The 16378-nt window shown below is 60.4% G+C and carries 12 protein-coding genes and 1 tRNA gene; 6 read left to right on the top strand and 7 right to left on the bottom strand.

Features of this window, described 5'->3' with window-relative positions; genetic code table 11:
• Positions 1–155 precede the first annotated feature (155 nt).
• From CSE6_RS18330 to cysS, 6 genes are all read right to left on the bottom strand, one after another.
• A tRNA-Ser gene (locus tag CSE6_RS18330) sits at positions 156–248 on the bottom strand.
• A 54-nt stretch (positions 249–302) separates the two neighbouring features.
• Positions 303–1568, bottom strand: a complete 1266-nt coding sequence (locus CSE6_RS18335; RefSeq protein ID WP_003057587.1) for an aspartate kinase — start codon at positions 1566–1568, stop codon at positions 303–305.
• Between the two features lie 93 nt (positions 1569–1661).
• A complete protein-coding gene (gene tilS, locus CSE6_RS18340; protein ID WP_083994765.1) occupies positions 1662–2672 on the bottom strand; it encodes a tRNA lysidine(34) synthetase TilS in 1011 nt (336 codons plus the stop codon).
• Positions 2673–2812: 140 nt separating this feature from the next.
• Positions 2813–3790 carry an acetyl-CoA carboxylase carboxyltransferase subunit alpha gene (locus CSE6_RS18345; RefSeq protein ID WP_003057594.1) on the bottom strand — a complete coding sequence of 326 codons (978 nt, stop codon included), beginning with the start codon at positions 3788–3790 and terminating at the stop codon, positions 2813–2815.
• Positions 3791–3850: 60 nt separating this feature from the next.
• A complete protein-coding gene (locus tag CSE6_RS18350; RefSeq protein WP_034360037.1) occupies positions 3851–4675 on the bottom strand; it encodes a DNA-3-methyladenine glycosylase in 825 nt (274 codons plus the stop codon).
• 50 nt (positions 4676–4725) lie between these two features.
• Entirely contained in the window at positions 4726–6111 is a 1386-nt protein-coding gene (cysS, locus tag CSE6_RS18355) for a cysteine--tRNA ligase (RefSeq protein WP_059441186.1), read from the bottom strand.
• Between the two features lie 221 nt (positions 6112–6332).
• On the opposite strand from cysS, the gene CSE6_RS18360 reads away from it, so the two are divergent.
• The 4 genes from CSE6_RS18360 to CSE6_RS18375 all read left to right on the top strand — a co-directional run bounded on the left by CSE6_RS18360 (position 6333) and on the right by CSE6_RS18375 (position 9143).
• Positions 6333–6896: a tetratricopeptide repeat protein gene (locus CSE6_RS18360; RefSeq protein WP_003070694.1), complete on the top strand. Its 564-nt coding sequence runs from the start codon at positions 6333–6335 to the stop codon at positions 6894–6896.
• A gap of 132 nt (positions 6897–7028) precedes the next feature.
• A complete protein-coding gene (locus CSE6_RS18365) occupies positions 7029–7613 on the top strand; it encodes a peptidylprolyl isomerase (protein ID WP_034360075.1) in 585 nt (194 codons plus the stop codon).
• A gap of 69 nt (positions 7614–7682) precedes the next feature.
• The gene (locus CSE6_RS18370) at positions 7683–8210 is read left to right on the top strand and encodes a peptidylprolyl isomerase (protein ID WP_034360031.1); all 528 of its coding nucleotides are present in this window, start codon (positions 7683–7685) and stop codon (positions 8208–8210) included.
• A gap of 135 nt (positions 8211–8345) precedes the next feature.
• A complete protein-coding gene (locus CSE6_RS18375) occupies positions 8346–9143 on the top strand; it encodes a UDP-2,3-diacylglucosamine diphosphatase (protein ID WP_059441187.1) in 798 nt (265 codons plus the stop codon).
• Positions 9144–9335: 192 nt separating this feature from the next.
• Here the strand turns inward: CSE6_RS18375 and CSE6_RS18380 are convergent, their stop codons facing one another.
• Positions 9336–10982 carry an acyl-CoA synthetase gene (locus CSE6_RS18380; protein WP_059441188.1) on the bottom strand — a complete coding sequence of 549 codons (1647 nt, stop codon included), beginning with the start codon at positions 10980–10982 and terminating at the stop codon, positions 9336–9338.
• A 600-nt stretch (positions 10983–11582) separates the two neighbouring features.
• On the opposite strand from CSE6_RS18380, the gene dnaG reads away from it, so the two are divergent.
• Positions 11583–13577, top strand: a complete 1995-nt coding sequence (gene dnaG / locus CSE6_RS18385) for a DNA primase (protein ID WP_034392107.1) — start codon at positions 11583–11585, stop codon at positions 13575–13577.
• A gap of 275 nt (positions 13578–13852) precedes the next feature.
• Complete coding sequence (gene rpoD / locus CSE6_RS18390; RefSeq protein ID WP_003076272.1) at positions 13853–16300, top strand: RNA polymerase sigma factor RpoD; 2448 nt, start codon at positions 13853–13855, stop codon at positions 16298–16300.
• Positions 16301–16378: the final 78 nt, after the last annotated feature.

The raw sequence follows: 16378 nt of genomic DNA on the forward strand, positions 1-16378 counted from the left end.
GGAAAATCCGATCTTGAATCTCGTTACTTGCTGCGATCAGCGAAGCTTTGCATTGTAGCCTGTTTTTACCAGACTCAAATCAAAGTTTGAAACTTTTTGTCAAGACCCAGAGGGTCTTGACAAAAAGAAAAAGCCTTGCGGCTTTTTCTTTGATTTGGCGGAAACGGAGGGATTCGAACCCTCGATGAGGCTCTACACCCCATACTCCCTTAGCAGGGGAGCACCTTCGGCCACTCGGTCACGTTTCCGGAATGACGCTATTGTAAACAGCTTTTTTGTTCGTTTTTGGAAAGTTGCGAAAATTATTCGCTTTTGTCCAAACCGAAGGCGGTGTGCAGGGAACGCACGGCCAGCTCCAGGTACTTCTCGTCGATCACGACCGAAGTCTTGATCTCGGAAGTCGAGATCATCTGGATGTTCACACCTTCCTTGCTCAGAGCACGGAACATGGTGGAGGCCACGCCCACATGGCTGCGCATGCCGATACCGACAATGCTGACCTTGGCGATATTGGGATTGCCCACCACTTCGGAAGCACCCAGCGCAGGAACAACGCTTTCACGCAGCAGCTCCATGGCACGCTGGTAGTCGCCCTGGCTCACGGTGAAGCTGAAGTCGGTCTTGCCGTCCTTGGAGATGTTCTGGATGATCACATCGACTTCGATGTTGGCATCAGCCACGGGACCCAGGATGGCAGCAGCCACGCCGGGGGTATCAGGCACGCCCAGCACGGAGATCTTGGCCTCGCCACGGTTGAAAGCGATGCCGGATACGACAGCCTTTTCCATTTTTTCGTCTTCCTCAAAAGTAATCAGCGTGCCGGACTTGGCTTCTTCTTCCAGATCGATATCCCAGGGCGTGAAGCTCGACAGCACGCGCATGGGCACCTTGTACTTGCCTGCAAACTCCACGGAACGGATTTGCAGCACCTTGGAGCCCAGGCTGGCCATTTCCAGCATTTCCTCAAAGCTCACCGTACCCAGGCGCTTGGCAGCAGGCACCACACGGGGATCGGTGGTGTAGACGCCATCCACATCGGTATAGATCAGGCATTCGGCCGCCTTCAGGGCGGCAGCCACGGCCACGGCCGAAGTATCGGAGCCGCCACGCCCCAGCGTGGTGATATTGCCTTCGGGATCGATACCCTGGAAGCCGGTCACGATCACGACACGACCTGCCTCGAGGTCGGCACGCACGCGCTTGTCGTCGATGGACTCGATGCGAGCCTTGGTGTAGCTGCTATCGGTGCGCACGGGCACTTGCCAGCCCGCATAGCTGACCGATTCCATGCCTTCGGCCTGCAGCGCAATGGCCAGCAGCGCCGAGGATGCCTGCTCGCCAGTGGCGGCCAGCATATCAAGCTCACGATAGTACGAACTCTTGGCGTGGCTGGGAGCCAGTTCGCTGGCCAGACCCAGCAAACGGTTGGTTTCGCCACTCATGGCGCTGGGCACAACCACCAACTGGTGACCTGCCCGAGCCCATTTGGCCACACGCTTGGCGACGTTGCGGATGCGCTCTGTCGAGCCCATCGAGGTGCCGCCGTATTTATGAACGATCAGTGCCATTGGATACTAAAGGGTGACGAAACAGCAGCCACGGCGCAGATCACAAAGGTTTTGGCGCGCCGGCGGTTTTCGTACAGGTAAAAAAACCAAAACCTAGGAATTGTACCAACCGAGACTTGCCCCCTGGCGCTCTACAAAACCTCGCCCCACCTTGATGTGGATGCGGTGCCCTCGCGTAGTGCAAACGCCGAGCTGTGCCATGAGCTGCGCAAGCTGTGCCGCCGTCGGCGTGGTGCCATGCTCGGTGCGCAACCAATAACGCAGGACATTGCCCATACGCAGCTCGCTCAAACTCTGCAGCGCCTTGATGGCGGGCGGCACCCCCACCAGTTGCAGATCTGCCGCCGCCTGCTGGTCCAGCAACTGCGACGCTTGGGCGCAATGGGCGCTGCTGCGTGCAAACGTGCTGCGAAACTGCGGAAAGACCTGCTCCAGTACCGGCAGCAACTGAGCCCGGATGCGATTGCGCGTGTAGCCTGGATCGGCATTCGTCGGATCCTCGACCCAGCTCAAATTCCTGAGCCGCAACCAGTCGCGCAGCGCCTGCCCCGGCACCTCCAGCAAGGGCCTGAACCATTCCAGCCCTGCTCTTTGCCAATGCCCAGGCATGGCCGCCAGACCGGCCACACCGGCACCGCGCGAGAGCGCCAACAGCAAGGTCTCGACCTGATCGTCGGCATGCTGGGCCAGCGCCATGGAGCGCACCGCATCCAGCGCAGCACCCTGCGCATCGAGCCAAGGCTGCCGAGCCTCCTGAATCAAGGCCGCATAACGCCCCTGCCGCGCCGCATCTTCGGGGCTTTGTCCCTGCACATTGCGCGCATTGATGGCGCAGACCTTGAGGGCAATGCCGTGCCGGGCGCACAGCTGCTCGCAGTGCCGCTGAAATTCATCAGCTGCAACCTGCAAACCATGGTGCACATGAATCGCCCGCACCTGCCCCGGCCAACGCGCATGGCAGGCCAGCAGCAGAGCTGACGAATCGGCTCCGCCACTGAAGGCCACAACCAGCGGCAGCGCTGGATTGAATGCAGCCACTGCGGCATCCACCCGGCCGGCCGAAGCCGCCAACAAGTCAGCATCTGACTGGGCTTGCATGAACAACAGACTCTCTCTTTCAAATTCAATAGCAGCCAACGCCTACCCAGCAAGGGATTAAGGCGTATTTCGCTCATAAACTCTCGACAAAAAACAAATGGCTCCCGAAGGAGCCATTGTGCGCAAGCGGCATCAAGCCCGCTGGATCAGCGGTTGTCGGCCTTGGTGTCGGCAAACTTGCCATAGCTCTGAATGCGGTCGTAGCGACGATCCTGCAGCTCCTTGGGCTTGAGATCGGTCAGCTGGCGATAGGCATCGCCCAGCGCACGCTTGAGGAAGGCACCCATTTGCTTGTGATCGCGGTGAGCACCGCCCACAGGCTCGTTGACGATCTTGTCCACCAGACCCAGCGCCTTGAGGCGGTGAGCAGTGATGCCCATGGCGTCTGCTGCTTCCTGGGCCTTTTCGCCGGTCTTCCACAGAATGGAAGCGCAGCCTTCGGGACTGATCACCGAGTACACGGAGTACTGCAGCATCAGCACCTGGTCTGCCACGGCAATGGCCAGCGCACCGCCCGAGCCACCTTCACCGATGATGGTGGTGATGATGGGGGTCTGCAGCTGAGCCATTTCGTAGATGTTGCGACCGATGGCTTCGGACTGGCCACGCTCCTCGGCATCGATGCCAGGGAAGGCGCCGGGCGTGTCCACGAAAGTGAACACAGGCAGCTTGAACTTCTCGGCCGTCTTCATCAGACGCAAGGCCTTGCGATAGCCCTCGGGACGCGTCATGCCGAAGTTGCGCAGCGTACGCTCCTTGGTATCGCGGCCCTTTTGATGACCGATCACCATGCAGGGCTGACCATTGAAGCGCGCCAGGCCGCCGATGATGGACTGGTCATCGGCAAAGTGGCGGTCGCCGTGCATTTCGACAAAGTCGGTAAAGCACTCGCGCACATAGTCGAGCGTATAGGGGCGCTCGGTATGGCGTGCGATCTTGGTGATCTGCCAGGGGGTCAGGTCGCTGTAGATGTCCTTGGTCAGCTGCAGGCTTTTCTTGCTGAGCTGATCGATCTCTTCCGAGATATCTACTGCGCTTTCAGTCTGCACATAGCGCAGTTCTTCGATTTTGGATTCGAGTTCGGCAATGGGCTGCTCAAAATCCAGAAAGTTCTTTTTCGCCAACGTATTTCTCCTTGTGCCAGCCTGTTGCAATCCTTGCAATCGGCCAGTGGACAGATGTCATCAAGCCACAGGCTGCGCCTCGAGCGAGCGCCAAATATACCAAGTTGCAACCGTACACCACGGTTTCCAAGCCTCGGCAACTTCACGGGCATCGCTGCGACTGACAGGATCGCCCGAAAAATGATTGAGAGAGATGCCCTGTATCAAACCGGCATCGTCCAGAGGCAGCACATTGGGCCGCCCCAGACAGTAAATCAGAAAATTCTCGGCCGTCCAGCGGCTGAGGCCGCGTATGGACATCAGCTCGGCAATGATGACTTCATCGCTCATCTGAGCCCATTCATCCATGTGCAGACGGTTCTCGGTGAAGTGCAGAGCCAGATCGACCAGATAGTCCACCTTGCGGGCCGACAACCCCACCGCACGCATATCGTCCACCTTGAGCCTGAGCACCTGCTCGGGCTGCATGGCAGCGGGCAGCCTGGCGAACTTGTTCCACAAGGTCTTGGCGGACTTCGCCGAAATCTGCTGCCCGATGATGGACCGGGCCAACGTGGCAAAGGCCTGCTCCTGCCCGCAAGGCAACAAAGCCTGGCTGCCGAGTTGCGGAATCAGGCGCTTGAGCACACGATCGCGGCGCATGAGTTGACGACAGGCCTCAGCCCAATAGGCGGGCACACCATCAGGCAAATCCAGATGGATCTTTGGAGCGGCCGCTTTGGACGCAACTGCCTGCTTTGCAGATGTACCCGCAGGCTGAGCAATGGCTGCGGCCCCCAAAGGCGCTACAGGCAAAGGCGCAGCCGGCCCCATGGGCACGGGCAGATCAGCCACCAGCGGCAGCTGTTCAAACTCCATGGTGTCCAGATGCTTGGCCGCACTCATGCACGACTCTCCGCACTGCTCACACAGTTGATGGAATATTGCATGCAGCCTCAGCCCTTGGCGGCCGCTTCCCAGGTCGTGCCCGCAGCCGAGTCCTTGAGGACGATGCCCTGATCGAGCAACTCCTTGCGGATGCGGTCGGCCTCGGCCCAGTTCTTGGCAGCCTTGGCCTCTGCGCGTGCGGCAATCTGCGCCTCGATCGCTGCCGCGTCCGCCCCTTCGGCACCGGCCTGCAGAAACTTTTGCGGCTCGGCCTGCAGCAGGCCCAGGCAGGCCCCCAAGGCCTTGAGCAAGCCAGCCACTTCGGGCGACTTGCTGCGATTGACCTCGGCGGCCAGCTCGAAGAGCACGGCCACGGCCTCGGGCGTGCCGAAGTCTTCGTCCATCGCCGCCTTGAAGCGGGCGGCATAGGGATTGCTCCAGTCGATCTGCACCTCGGCAGGCGTCACCAGGTCCAGCGCGGTATAGAGGCGCTTGAGCGCACCGCGCGCATCATCGAGATGCACATTGGAATAGTTCAGCGGGCTGCGGTAGTGACTGCGCACGACGAAGAAACGGATGGTCTCGGCGTCGTACTCCTTGAGCACGTCGCGGATGGTGAAGAAGTTGCCCAGCGACTTGGACATCTTCTCGTTGTCCACGTTGATGAAGCCGTTGTGCATCCAGGTCCGTGCGAACGGCTTGCCGGTCGCACCTTCGCTCTGGGCGATCTCATTCTCGTGGTGGGGGAACTGCAGATCCGCACCGCCGCCATGGATGTCGAAGCTCTCTCCCAGCAACTCGCAACCCATGGCCGAGCACTCGATATGCCAGCCGGGGCGACCTTCGCCAAAGGGGCTGGCCCACTTCACGTCGGCGGGCTCGTCCACCTTGGCCGACTTCCACAGCACAAAGTCCAGCGGGTCGTGCTTGCCGTCGGCCACGGCCACACGCTCGCCGGCGTTGAGCTCGTCCAGCGACTTGCCCGAGAGCTTGCCGTAGCCTGGAAACTTGCGCACGGCGTAGTTCACATCGCCGTTGCCGGCCTGATAGGCCAGGCCTTTGCCCTGCAAGCGGGCAATCATGCTCAGCATCTGCGGCACATACTCGGTGGCGCGCGGCTCCAGCGTGGGGCGCTCGATGCCCAGCGCATCCGCGTCCTGGTGCAGCGCATCGATCATGCGGTCGGTCAGGCTGCGTATGGTCTCGCCGTTTTCCACCGCGCGCTTGATGATCTTGTCATCGATGTCGGTGATGTTGCGCACATAGGTCACCTTGTAGCCGCTGGCGCGCAGCCAGCGCTGCACCACGTCGAAAGCCACCATGGAGCGTGCATGGCCCAGGTGGCAGAGGTCATAGACCGTCATGCCACAGACGTACATACGCACATGGCCCGGCTCAAGCGGCGAAAACGATTCCAGTGCACGCGACAGCGTGTTGTAGATACGCAAACTCATGAATCTTGAAATAGGGAGAGAGGGTGGCGAGCAGCAGCACTGGTCATGCCTGCGATGCATAAACCATGCCTGCCATTCCCTGAGGCTGAAAAATGCGCACTAGCATCCAGACACATCCCGGTCCGGCCAGACGCCTAAGCGCCGCACACCCCTCAGCTACAATTCCCCGCAGTATAAGCTCCCGCCGCAGCGCAGTTTTGCGGCGCCATGAAAGCACCTACATGCCTGTACGCAACTTGTTCAGTACCGCAGCGCGTGCGGCAGCCCTGGCTGCCTTGCTCGCTGCAGGTAGCGCCTACGCCGACGATTACACGGATGTTGCCCAGTTGCTCAAGAGCGGCAAGACACAGCAGGCGCTGCAAAAAGCAGACACCTATCTGGCCAAGAATTCACGCGACCCGCAGATGCGTTTTCTGCGCGGCATCGCGCTGAGCAATGACGGCAAGACCGAGGACGCGATTGCAGCGTTTCGCCAGCTGACCGAGGACTATCCCGAGCTGCCCGAGCCCTATAACAACCTGGCCGTGATCTATGCACGCCAGGGTGACCTGGATCGCGCCCGAGCAGCGCTCGAAGCCGCCGTGCGCAACAATCCGAACTATGCCGTGGCGCACGAGAACCTGGGCGATATCTATGCCCGCCTGGCCTATCAGTCCTATGCGCAGTCCCTGGCCAAGGGCGGCCGCCCAGCAGCCCTGAACCCCAAGCTCAAGCAGCTCAAGGACTTGCTGCAGCCTGCGGCCTCTCTCGCAACGCCTGCCCCGGCCCAGCCTGCACAGCGCTGAACCCGTTTTTTGCCATCGCCGCCCTTCTCCCTCTTGTGAAGCAGGCCGGCGCCCTCAGCTGCCTCAAGCCTGTTTTTCGCAGCCGCCATCCCTGCGGCCCTGCCCAAGGCCCACTTACCCAGGAATATGACCATGCTGAATTTCCGTCGAAACAGCCTCAAGGCCCTGTCCGCGATTGCGCTGACAGCCACTGTTTTTGCAACCCCCGGCCTGGCCCAGGCGCAATCCAAGGTGCAGCTCAAGACCAGCATGGGCGATATCGTGGTCGAGCTCAACGATGCCAAGGCCCCCAAGAGCGCCGCCAATTTTCTGCAGTATGTGCGTGACAAGCACTATGACGGCACGGTGTTCCACCGCGTCATCGACGGCTTCATGATCCAGGGTGGCGGCATGGACGCCAATCTGAACGAAAAGCCCACACGCGCCCCGATTCCGCTGGAAGCCAGCAACGGTCTCAAGAACGACCGCGGCACGATTGCCATGGCACGCACCGGCAACCCCAATTCCGCCACCTCGCAGTTCTTCATCAATGTGGTGAACAACGACATGCTCAATGCCCCCAAGCCCGACGGCCATGGCTATACCGTCTTCGGCAAGGTCGTCAAGGGCATGGATGTGGTGGACAAAATCCGCGCCGTGGCTACGGGCAACCGTGGCATGCACCAGAATGTGCCCACGACGCCGGTAACAATCCTCTCCGCCACCGAAATCAAGTAAACACCCCGGCGGCGCTGCACCTGCCGGGCCGCGCCCGCCTCTTTACTCCATCCTCTAGAAAGCACAGACATGAGCAATCCCCAAGTCGAACTGCACGTGACCATCAACGTGGCTGACACCGCAACCCAGGGCGTGATCACCCTGGAACTGGACGCCGTGAATGCGCCCAAGTCCACAGAGAACTTCCTGAACTACGTGAATCAGGGCTTCTACAACGGCACCATCTTCCACCGCGTGATCAAGAACTTCATGATCCAGGGCGGCGGTTTCGCAGCCGACATGAAGCAGAAGGAAACCGCTGCTCCCATCGAGAACGAAGCCAAGAACGGCCTGAAGAACGACAAGTACACGATTGCCATGGCTCGCACCAGCGATCCTCACAGCGCAACCGCCCAGTTCTTCATCAACACCGTGGACAACGGCTTCCTGAACCACACCGCTCCCACCGGCCAGGGCTGGGGCTATGCCGTGTTCGGCAAGGTGGTCAAGGGTGAAGAAGTCGTGGACGCCATCAAGAAGGTGCGCACCACTCGCAAGGGCTTCCACGACGACGTGCCTTTCGACGCCGTGGTGATCGACAAGGCCGTGGCACTGTAATCTCCCCCTGAGGCGCTAACGCGCCTTCCCCCTCTCTGCTTCGCGGAGGGGGACGACGGCCTCGCTGCGGGGCGGCCCTTGCTTGCCGTCTCTTTGTGAGGCCGTTATTGTTTTCAGGCTGCGCACTTTTCATTCATGGCTGAATCTTCTGATCCACGCACTGCCGCTCCTCAAGTCGCGCAGCTCCAGGCTGAGCCCCACTGGCGCACGCTTGATTTCATTTCCGATCTGCATCTGCAGCCGTCCGAGCCGCAGACGGTTGAAGCCTGGCGCAGCTATCTGGCACGCAGCACGGCCGACGCCATCTTTATCCTCGGCGATCTGTTTGAAGTCTGGGTGGGTGACGATGCACTCGATGAAACCGGCAGCTTCGAAGCCGAATGCGCTGCCGTGCTGCGCGAGGCGGCGCAGCAGCGCCCGCTGTTCTTCATGGTCGGCAACCGCGACTTTCTGGCCGGTGACGAATTTCTGCGCCGCAGCGGCATGACCGGCCTTTGCGACCCCACGGTGCTGCGGTGGGCAGGCACCAGCATCCTGCTCAGCCATGGCGATGCGCTGTGCCTTGACGATGTGGATTACCAGCAATTCCGCGCTGTTTCGCGCTCCGCCGCCTGGCAACAGCAACTGCTGGCCCAGCCCCTGGCCGTGCGCCGCGCGATCGGCAGATCGGCACGCAGCGAAAGCGAGCAACGCAAGCAAAGCGGCGCGCCCTACGCAGATGCCGACGCGCAGATGAGTGCCACCTGGATGCAGGCCGCGCAAGCGCCCTGGCTGATTCACGGCCACACTCATCAGCCCGCCGATCACGCACTGGGCAGGCAGCAGTGGCGCATCGTGCTCAGCGACTGGCATATCGATGCCGATACGCGTCGCGCCGAGGTGCTGCGTGTGACGCCCGAAGGCTGGCAGCGCATGCCGCCCGAGCTGGCCTGACGCGCCGCCCCAGTTGGCGCTATCCAATTCAGAGCTTCTTGCGCGTGCTATTCATAGATTTCAGATTGAAAGCCATCAAAGCTCTATGAATAGCAGGCGCTAGCAGCTATCAAATTTACTGAACTGACAGACACGGAAAAGCCCGCTGCCCACAGAGCTGGAGCACCGGGCTTTTTTGTTTACGGCCAGATCTCAAACCGAGATAGCTGAAGCCGAGCCTACTTGCTTGCGCAGCTCGAACTTCTGGATCTTGCCCGTGCTGGTCTTGGGCAGCTCGCCAAACACCACGGCGCGCGGCACCTTGTAGCCGGCCAGATGCTTTTTGCAGTGGGCAATGATGTCTTCGGCCGTGGTCTCGGCTCCGGCCTTGAGCTCGATGAAGGCGCAGGGCGTCTCGCCCCATTTGGGGTCGGGCTTGGCCACCACGGCCGCAGCCAGCACGGCGGGGTGGCGGTAGAGCACATCCTCCACTTCGATGGACGAGATGTTCTCGCCTCCCGAGATGATGATGTCCTTGCTGCGGTCCTTGATCTGGATATAGCCGTCGGGATGCTGAACGGCCAGGTCACCGCTATGGAACCAGCCGCCGCGGAAAGCCTCCTGCGTCGCCTGCGGGTTCTTGAGATAACCCTTCATGGCGATATTGCCCTGGAACATGATCTCGCCCATGGTCTGGCCGTCGCGCGGCACGGGCTGCATGGTTTCGGGGTCCAGCACTGCGGCAGAGCGTTGCAGGTGGTAGCGCACGCCCTGGCGCGAGTTCAGACGGGCGCGCTCGCCGATATCGAGCGCATTCCAGCTTTCATGCTTGGCGCAGACCGTGGCTGGGCCATAGGTTTCGGTCAGGCCATAGACATGGGTGATGTCAAAGCCCATGGCCTCCATGCCCTCGATCATCGATGCGGGTGGCGCGGCCCCTGCCACCATAGCCTTGACGCCTGCGGGCACGCCCTGCTTCATGGCAGCCGGCGCATTCACCAGCAGGCTGTGCACAATGGGCGCGCCGCAGTAATGGCTCACGCCATGGTTGCGAATGGCGTCAAAAATCGCCTGCGCATCCACCCGGCGCAGGCAGACATTGACCGCAGCGCGTGCGGCCACCGTCCAGGGGAAGCACCAGCCGTTGCAGTGGAACATGGGCAGCGTCCACAGATAGACGGCGTGCTTGGGCATGTCCCACTCCAGCACATTGCTGATGGCATTGTTGTGCGCGCCGCGATGGTGATAGACCACACCCTTGGGATTGCCCGTGGTTCCGCTGGTGTAGTTCAGTGCAATCGCATCCCATTCGTCGCCGGGCCATTGCCAGTCGAAACCCGCATCGCCCTGGGCCAAAAAGCTCTCGTAGTCGGTGGCACCGATTTGCTCGGCCGCCTCGCCATAGACGCTGTCCTCGACCTGGATCACATGGATGGGCGCGGTGCTCTGGCGCAGCTTGAGCGCCCTGGCCATCAGAGGCGCGAACTCGGGGTCCACGATCAAGGCCTTGGCTTCGCCGTGATCCAGCATGAATGCCAGGGTCTCGGCATCGAGCCGGGTATTGAGCGTGTTGAGCACGGCACCGGCCATGGGCACGCCAAAGTGCGCCTCCACCATGGGTGGCGTATTGGGCAGCATTACGGCCACGGTGTCGTTCTTGCCGATGCCGATTTTCTGCAGGCTGCTGGCCAGCTGACGGCAGCGCGCATAGGTTTGCGCCCAGCTCTGGCGCAAGTCGCCGTGAACAATGGCCAGGCGCTCGGGGTAGACCTCGGCCGTGCGGGCAATAAAGCTCAGCGGCGTCAGCGCGGCATGGTTGGCGGTATTTGGGGCGAGGTTCAGATCGAAAGAACTTGTCATGTTTGTCTCCTGAGCGTTTTGTACTCCAGCATCCGTCACGCCAGGCTTACAACCGAGCGCCATGCAGGCCTGTTGTGATCGTGATCAAGCAGTTGCGCCCGAAATGGCCGCACCGCGCCAGCAAACCGGTATGTGGCATGTGACATGCGCAGATAAACCAGAGCAATGCAAAAGGTCATTCAGCGAGACAGTACTTTCAACAGCTTCTGAAAATCGATAAATTCATTTGAAATCAACCACATGGGATTCCATTGAAAAATCCCCTCATTCCCCAGGCAGGGCCAACTCATGCAAGTCATCTACAAGACATCATTTATCTGACAGACCAATCACCAGGACTTCGAATCGCTTTTAGAATGCGCACATGTTTTGAGTACATGACTGCCTGCACTGGCAGTGCAAGACCGGCATCTCTGCCCGCACGGAGCCGGTCGCAAGCCTCAAGACTGAGTGGCGGAGGAGACGTTTTAGAGGAGAGCCTGGCAATGACCCAGGCATCAGGAGACCTGAGCCTGCACCCATGGGTGCAGGCTTTTTTTTGCCCGCCTGCTCCATTCCTGCCGCGCCCTCGGCCATTGCCGAAAAAGGCAGAATACGCGGGTGGCCATTCCCCAATCATTTATCCAAGAGTTGCTATCCCGCGTCGACGTCGTCGACATCGTGGGCCGCTATGTACAGCTCAAAAAGGGCGGCGCCAACTTCATGGGCTTATGCCCGTTCCATAGCGAGAAGTCGCCCTCTTTCACCGTCAGCCCCAGCAAGCAGTTCTTTCACTGCTTTGGCTGCGGCAAGAATGGCAATGCCATCGGCTTTCTGATGGAGCATGCCGGCATGGGCTTTGTCGAAGCCGTGCAGGAGCTTGCCAACCAATGCGGTCTGCAAGTGCCGCAGGACGACATCAGTCCCGCCGAGCGCCAGCGCCAGGCTCAGCAAAAGCAAAAGGCGGAAACACTGAGTGATCTGCTGGAAAAAGCCGGCGAGTCCTATCGCAAGCAGCTCAAGGCAGCTCCGAAAGCCATCGAGTATCTGAAAAAGCGCGGCGTCTCTGGCGAAGTTTCCAAGCGCTTTGGCCTGGGCTATGCCCCTGCAGGCTGGCATGGTCTGGCCAGCGTATTTGCCGAGTACGACAACCCGCAGCTCGAAGAATGCGGGCTGGTCATCGTCGGCGAGGACGACAGCCGCCGCTACGACCGCTTTCGCGACCGGCTGATGTTCCCGATTCGCAATGTCAAAGGCGAGTGCATAGGCTTTGGCGGGCGGGTGTTCGGCGATGAAAAGCCCAAGTACCTGAACTCGCCCGAAACCCCGGTCTTCCACAAGGGCCGCGAACTCTACGGCCTTTACGAGGCCCGCCAGGCCCTGCGCGACATGGGCTACGCCCTGGTCACCGAAGGCTATATGGACGTGGTGGCGCTGGCCCAGCTCGGCTTTGCCAATGCCGTGGCCACGCTTGGAACGGCCTGCACGCCCGAGCATGTGCAAAAGCTGTTTCGATTCACCGATGCCGTGGTCTTCAGCTTCGACGGCGACGGCGCGGGCCGGCGCGCCGCGCGCAAGGCTCTGGATGCAGCCCTGCCGCTGGCAACCGACACGCGCTCCATCAAATTCCTGTTCCTGCCTTCGGAGCACGACCCCGACAGCTTCATCCGCGAATTCGGCCCCGAGGCCTTCTCGCGCTATGTAGGCGATGCAACGCCACTGAGCCGCTTTCTCATCGAATCGGCCAGCGAAGGCTGCGATCTGGGACAGACAGAAGGCCGTGCCCACATGGCCAGCAACGCCCGGCCGCTGTGGTCGCTGCTGCCCGACGGCGCGCTCAAGCGCCAGTTGCTCTCCGAAATCGCAGCCCTGGCCCAGCTGGACTCGCGCGACCTCTCCGATATCTGGGCGCAGGAGGCGGCACGCACCGCCCCCATTGCCCGCCGCGCGCCTGCGCCCCCCGGCCCTCAGGCACCGGAATGGGATGCTCCTGCGGGCAACTGGGAAAGCGCTCCCGACTGGACTGACGCAGGTGCACCCAGCCCCTCCTACCCAAGCCAGAGCGGAGGCAGCGATGGTGGCAACTGGTCGGGCCGCAAGGAATTCGGCCGCCAGCGCAAGCCCTGGGGCAAGAAGGGCGAGGACTGGAACCCGCCACAACTGGGCCCGCGCCCCACGCCGGTCAGCCGCGAAGACCAGGCCGCACGCCTGCTGATGTGTCACATGGAGTTCATGGAAGAGATGACCCATGAGGATTTCGATGCCCTGGCTCGCTGCAACCAAAGCCATGCCCCCTTGTTCCGTTGGCTGGAGGCCCAGTTCACCGAATCCGGGCCGCGCTCCTGGGCAGTGCTGCGCGAGCAATTGCAAGGCTCACCCTGCGAGCCGCTGGCCCACAAGCTGATGAGCGGCGCCCATGCCAACCCTGAAGGCGAAGTGGACGAGTTGCGCAAGGAGTTACGCGGCACGCTCAATCTGATCCTGGTGGATCACCTCAAGCGCGAAGAAGCCAAGGCTCTCAAGGAAATTGCTACAGACCCCACAGCCGCAAGACGTTACATTGAGTTTCAACAGCGGCGAAAAAATTTATCTGTAATTATTAGCTCCACCTCTTGACATCTTTAAAAAAGGTATAATTTAGCGGATATAGGCAAGAGCGACAGCAACACCTCCGACCCGGGCACCGTGAAGAAATCACGTGATGGCAGCAACTGCATGGCCCATTTCTCGCAAGGATTGCATACCAAATGATCGCCCCAACATCTTGCCATGGAGTCTTTGTGCTCCACCGGACAGGCTAGACCTGTTCTTGCGCCAGCTTTCATGGCGTTTGTTTGCATTTTCCGTTTTCCTTTGTGTGTTTGTGTGTGTTCGTACCGTGAGAGGTGTTCATGCCCGTTTCAAAGTCCGTGAAGTCCAAGCAGGCCCCAGAAGCTTCAGCAAAGCCCAAGACCTCTAAAACTTCCACTTCCGCAGCAGAGCCCGCGAAAAAGGCCAGTGCCAGCAAGCCTGCTGTGAAGAAGAGTGCTGCATCTGCAGCCGAAGCAAAGAAAGACACCACCGTGGTTACCAAGTCACAAGCCGAACTCAAAGCCATGGCCGATGCGCTGCTGGCGCAGGCAACTCCCAAGCGCGGCCGCAAGAAGGCCGAAGAAGACGACGACACAGCTGCCGCTCCTGCCGCCAAGAAGACTGTCGCCAAAAAGGCCCCTGCTGCCAAGAAGGCAGCCGCCGTCAAGGCCCCTGCTGCCAGTGCCGATGCCGACAAGGCTCCCGCCAAGCGCGGTCGCAAGCCCAAGGCCAAGGAGGCCGACGAGGACATGGATGATGCAGACCTGTCGGATATCGACAGCGATCTGGAAGGCGAAGTCGAAGAGGAGGCATCAACCGAAGCGTCTGCTGCTCCTGCCGAAAAGGCCAAGCCTCTGCGCATGAAGATCAGCAAGGCGAAGGAACGCGCCTTGATGAAGGAATTCGGCCTGGACGAGACTGTTCTGACCGAAGAGGAAATGAACACCCGCCGTCAGCGTCTGAAGATGCTGATCAAGCTGGGCAAGACCCGCGGCTACCTGACCCACGCCGAAATCAACGACCACCTGCCCGACAAGCTGGTCGATGCCGAAACGCTGGAAGTCGTGATCTCCATGTTGAACGACATGGGCGTGGCCGTGTACGAGCAGACTCCCGATGCGGAAACCCTGCTGCTGAACAACACCGGCCAGTCGGCCACCACCGAAGAAGAAGCGGAAGAAGAGGCCGAAGCGGCTCTGTCCACCGTGGACTCAGAATTCGGTCGCACCACCGACCCCGTGCGCATGTACATGCGTGAAATGGGTACCGTCGAACTGCTGACACGCGAAGGCGAAATCGAAATCGCCAAGCGCATCGAAGGCGGTCTGATGGACATGATGGAAGCCATCTCGGCCTCCCCTGCGACCATCGCCGAAATCCTCAACATGGCCGAGGAAATCCGCGAAGGCAAGGTTGTCATCTCCACCGTGGTGGACGGCTTCGTCAATGCCAACGAGAACGACGACTATGTGGCCGAAGAAGACTTCGACGAATACGACGAAGAAGACGACGATGACGGCAAGGGCGGCTCCAAGGCTCTGACCAAGAAGCTCGAAGAGCTGAAGAACGAAGCCCTGGGTCGCTTTGACTCCATGCGTGAGCTCTTCGACAAGATGCACAAGGTGTATGACAAGGAAGGCTACGGCACCGAGGCATACATGAAGGTGCAGAAGGCCATCACCGAAGAGCTGATGACCATTCGCTTCACAGCCAAGACGATTGAAAAGCTCTGCGATCTGGTGCGCGCCCAGGTGGACGACGTGCGCAAGAAGGAACGCGAGCTGCGCAAGATCATCGTTGACAAGTGCGGCATGCCCCAGGAGCAGTTCATCAAGGACTTCCCGCCCAACCTGCTGAACCTGGACTGGGTCATCAAGCAAGTGGCGGCAGGCAAGAACTACAGCGCCGTGCTGGAGCGCAATATTCCGCCCGTGCAGGAGCTGCAGCAGAACCTGATCGACCTGCAGGCCCGCGTGGTCGTGCCTCTGGAAGAGCTCAAGCACATCAACAAGCGCATGAACAGCGGCGAGCGCGCCAGCCGCGATGCCAAGAAGGAAATGATCGAGGCCAACCTGCGTCTCGTGATCTCCATCGCCAAGAAGTACACCAACCGCGGTCTGCAATTCCTGGATCTAATCCAGGAAGGCAATATCGGCCTGATGAAGGCCGTGGACAAGTTCGAATATCGTCGCGGCTACAAGTTCTCGACCTATGCAACCTGGTGGATTCGTCAGGCCATCACGCGCTCCATCGCCGACCAGGCCCGCACGATCCGTATCCCCGTGCACATGATCGAGACCATCAACAAGATGAACCGCATCTCGCGCCAGCACTTGCAAGAGTTTGGTTTCGAGCCCGATGCGTCCATCCTGGCAGCCAAGATGGAGATCCCCGAGGACAAGATCCGCAAGATCATGAAGATCGCCAAGGAGCCGATCTCGATGGAAACCCCCATCGGCGACGACGACGATTCCCACCTGGGCGATTTCATCGAGGACGGCAACAACACGGCGCCTATCGACGCCGCCATGCAGGCCGGTCTGCGCGATGTGGTCAAGGACATTCTCGACGGCCTGACGCCTCGCGAAGCCAAGGTGCTGCGCATGCGCTTCGGTATTGAAATGTCCACTGACCATACGCTGGAAGAAGTCGGCAAGCAGTTTGACGTGACGCGCGAGCGCATCCGTCAGATCGAAGCCAAGGCGCTGCGCAAGCTCAAGCACCCCTCGCGCTCCGACAAGCTGCGCAGCTTCATCGACTCGCTGTAAAGTCAGTCCGAGGAACCGGCGCGCCGGTTCCCTGCTACTCAAAGCCCCGACCTGCCCCAGGTCGGGGCTTTTTCGCAT

Origin of the sequence: Comamonas sp. E6, from assembly GCF_001010305.1 — a bacterium.
GTDB lineage: Bacteria > Pseudomonadota > Gammaproteobacteria > Burkholderiales > Burkholderiaceae_C > Comamonas > Comamonas thiooxydans.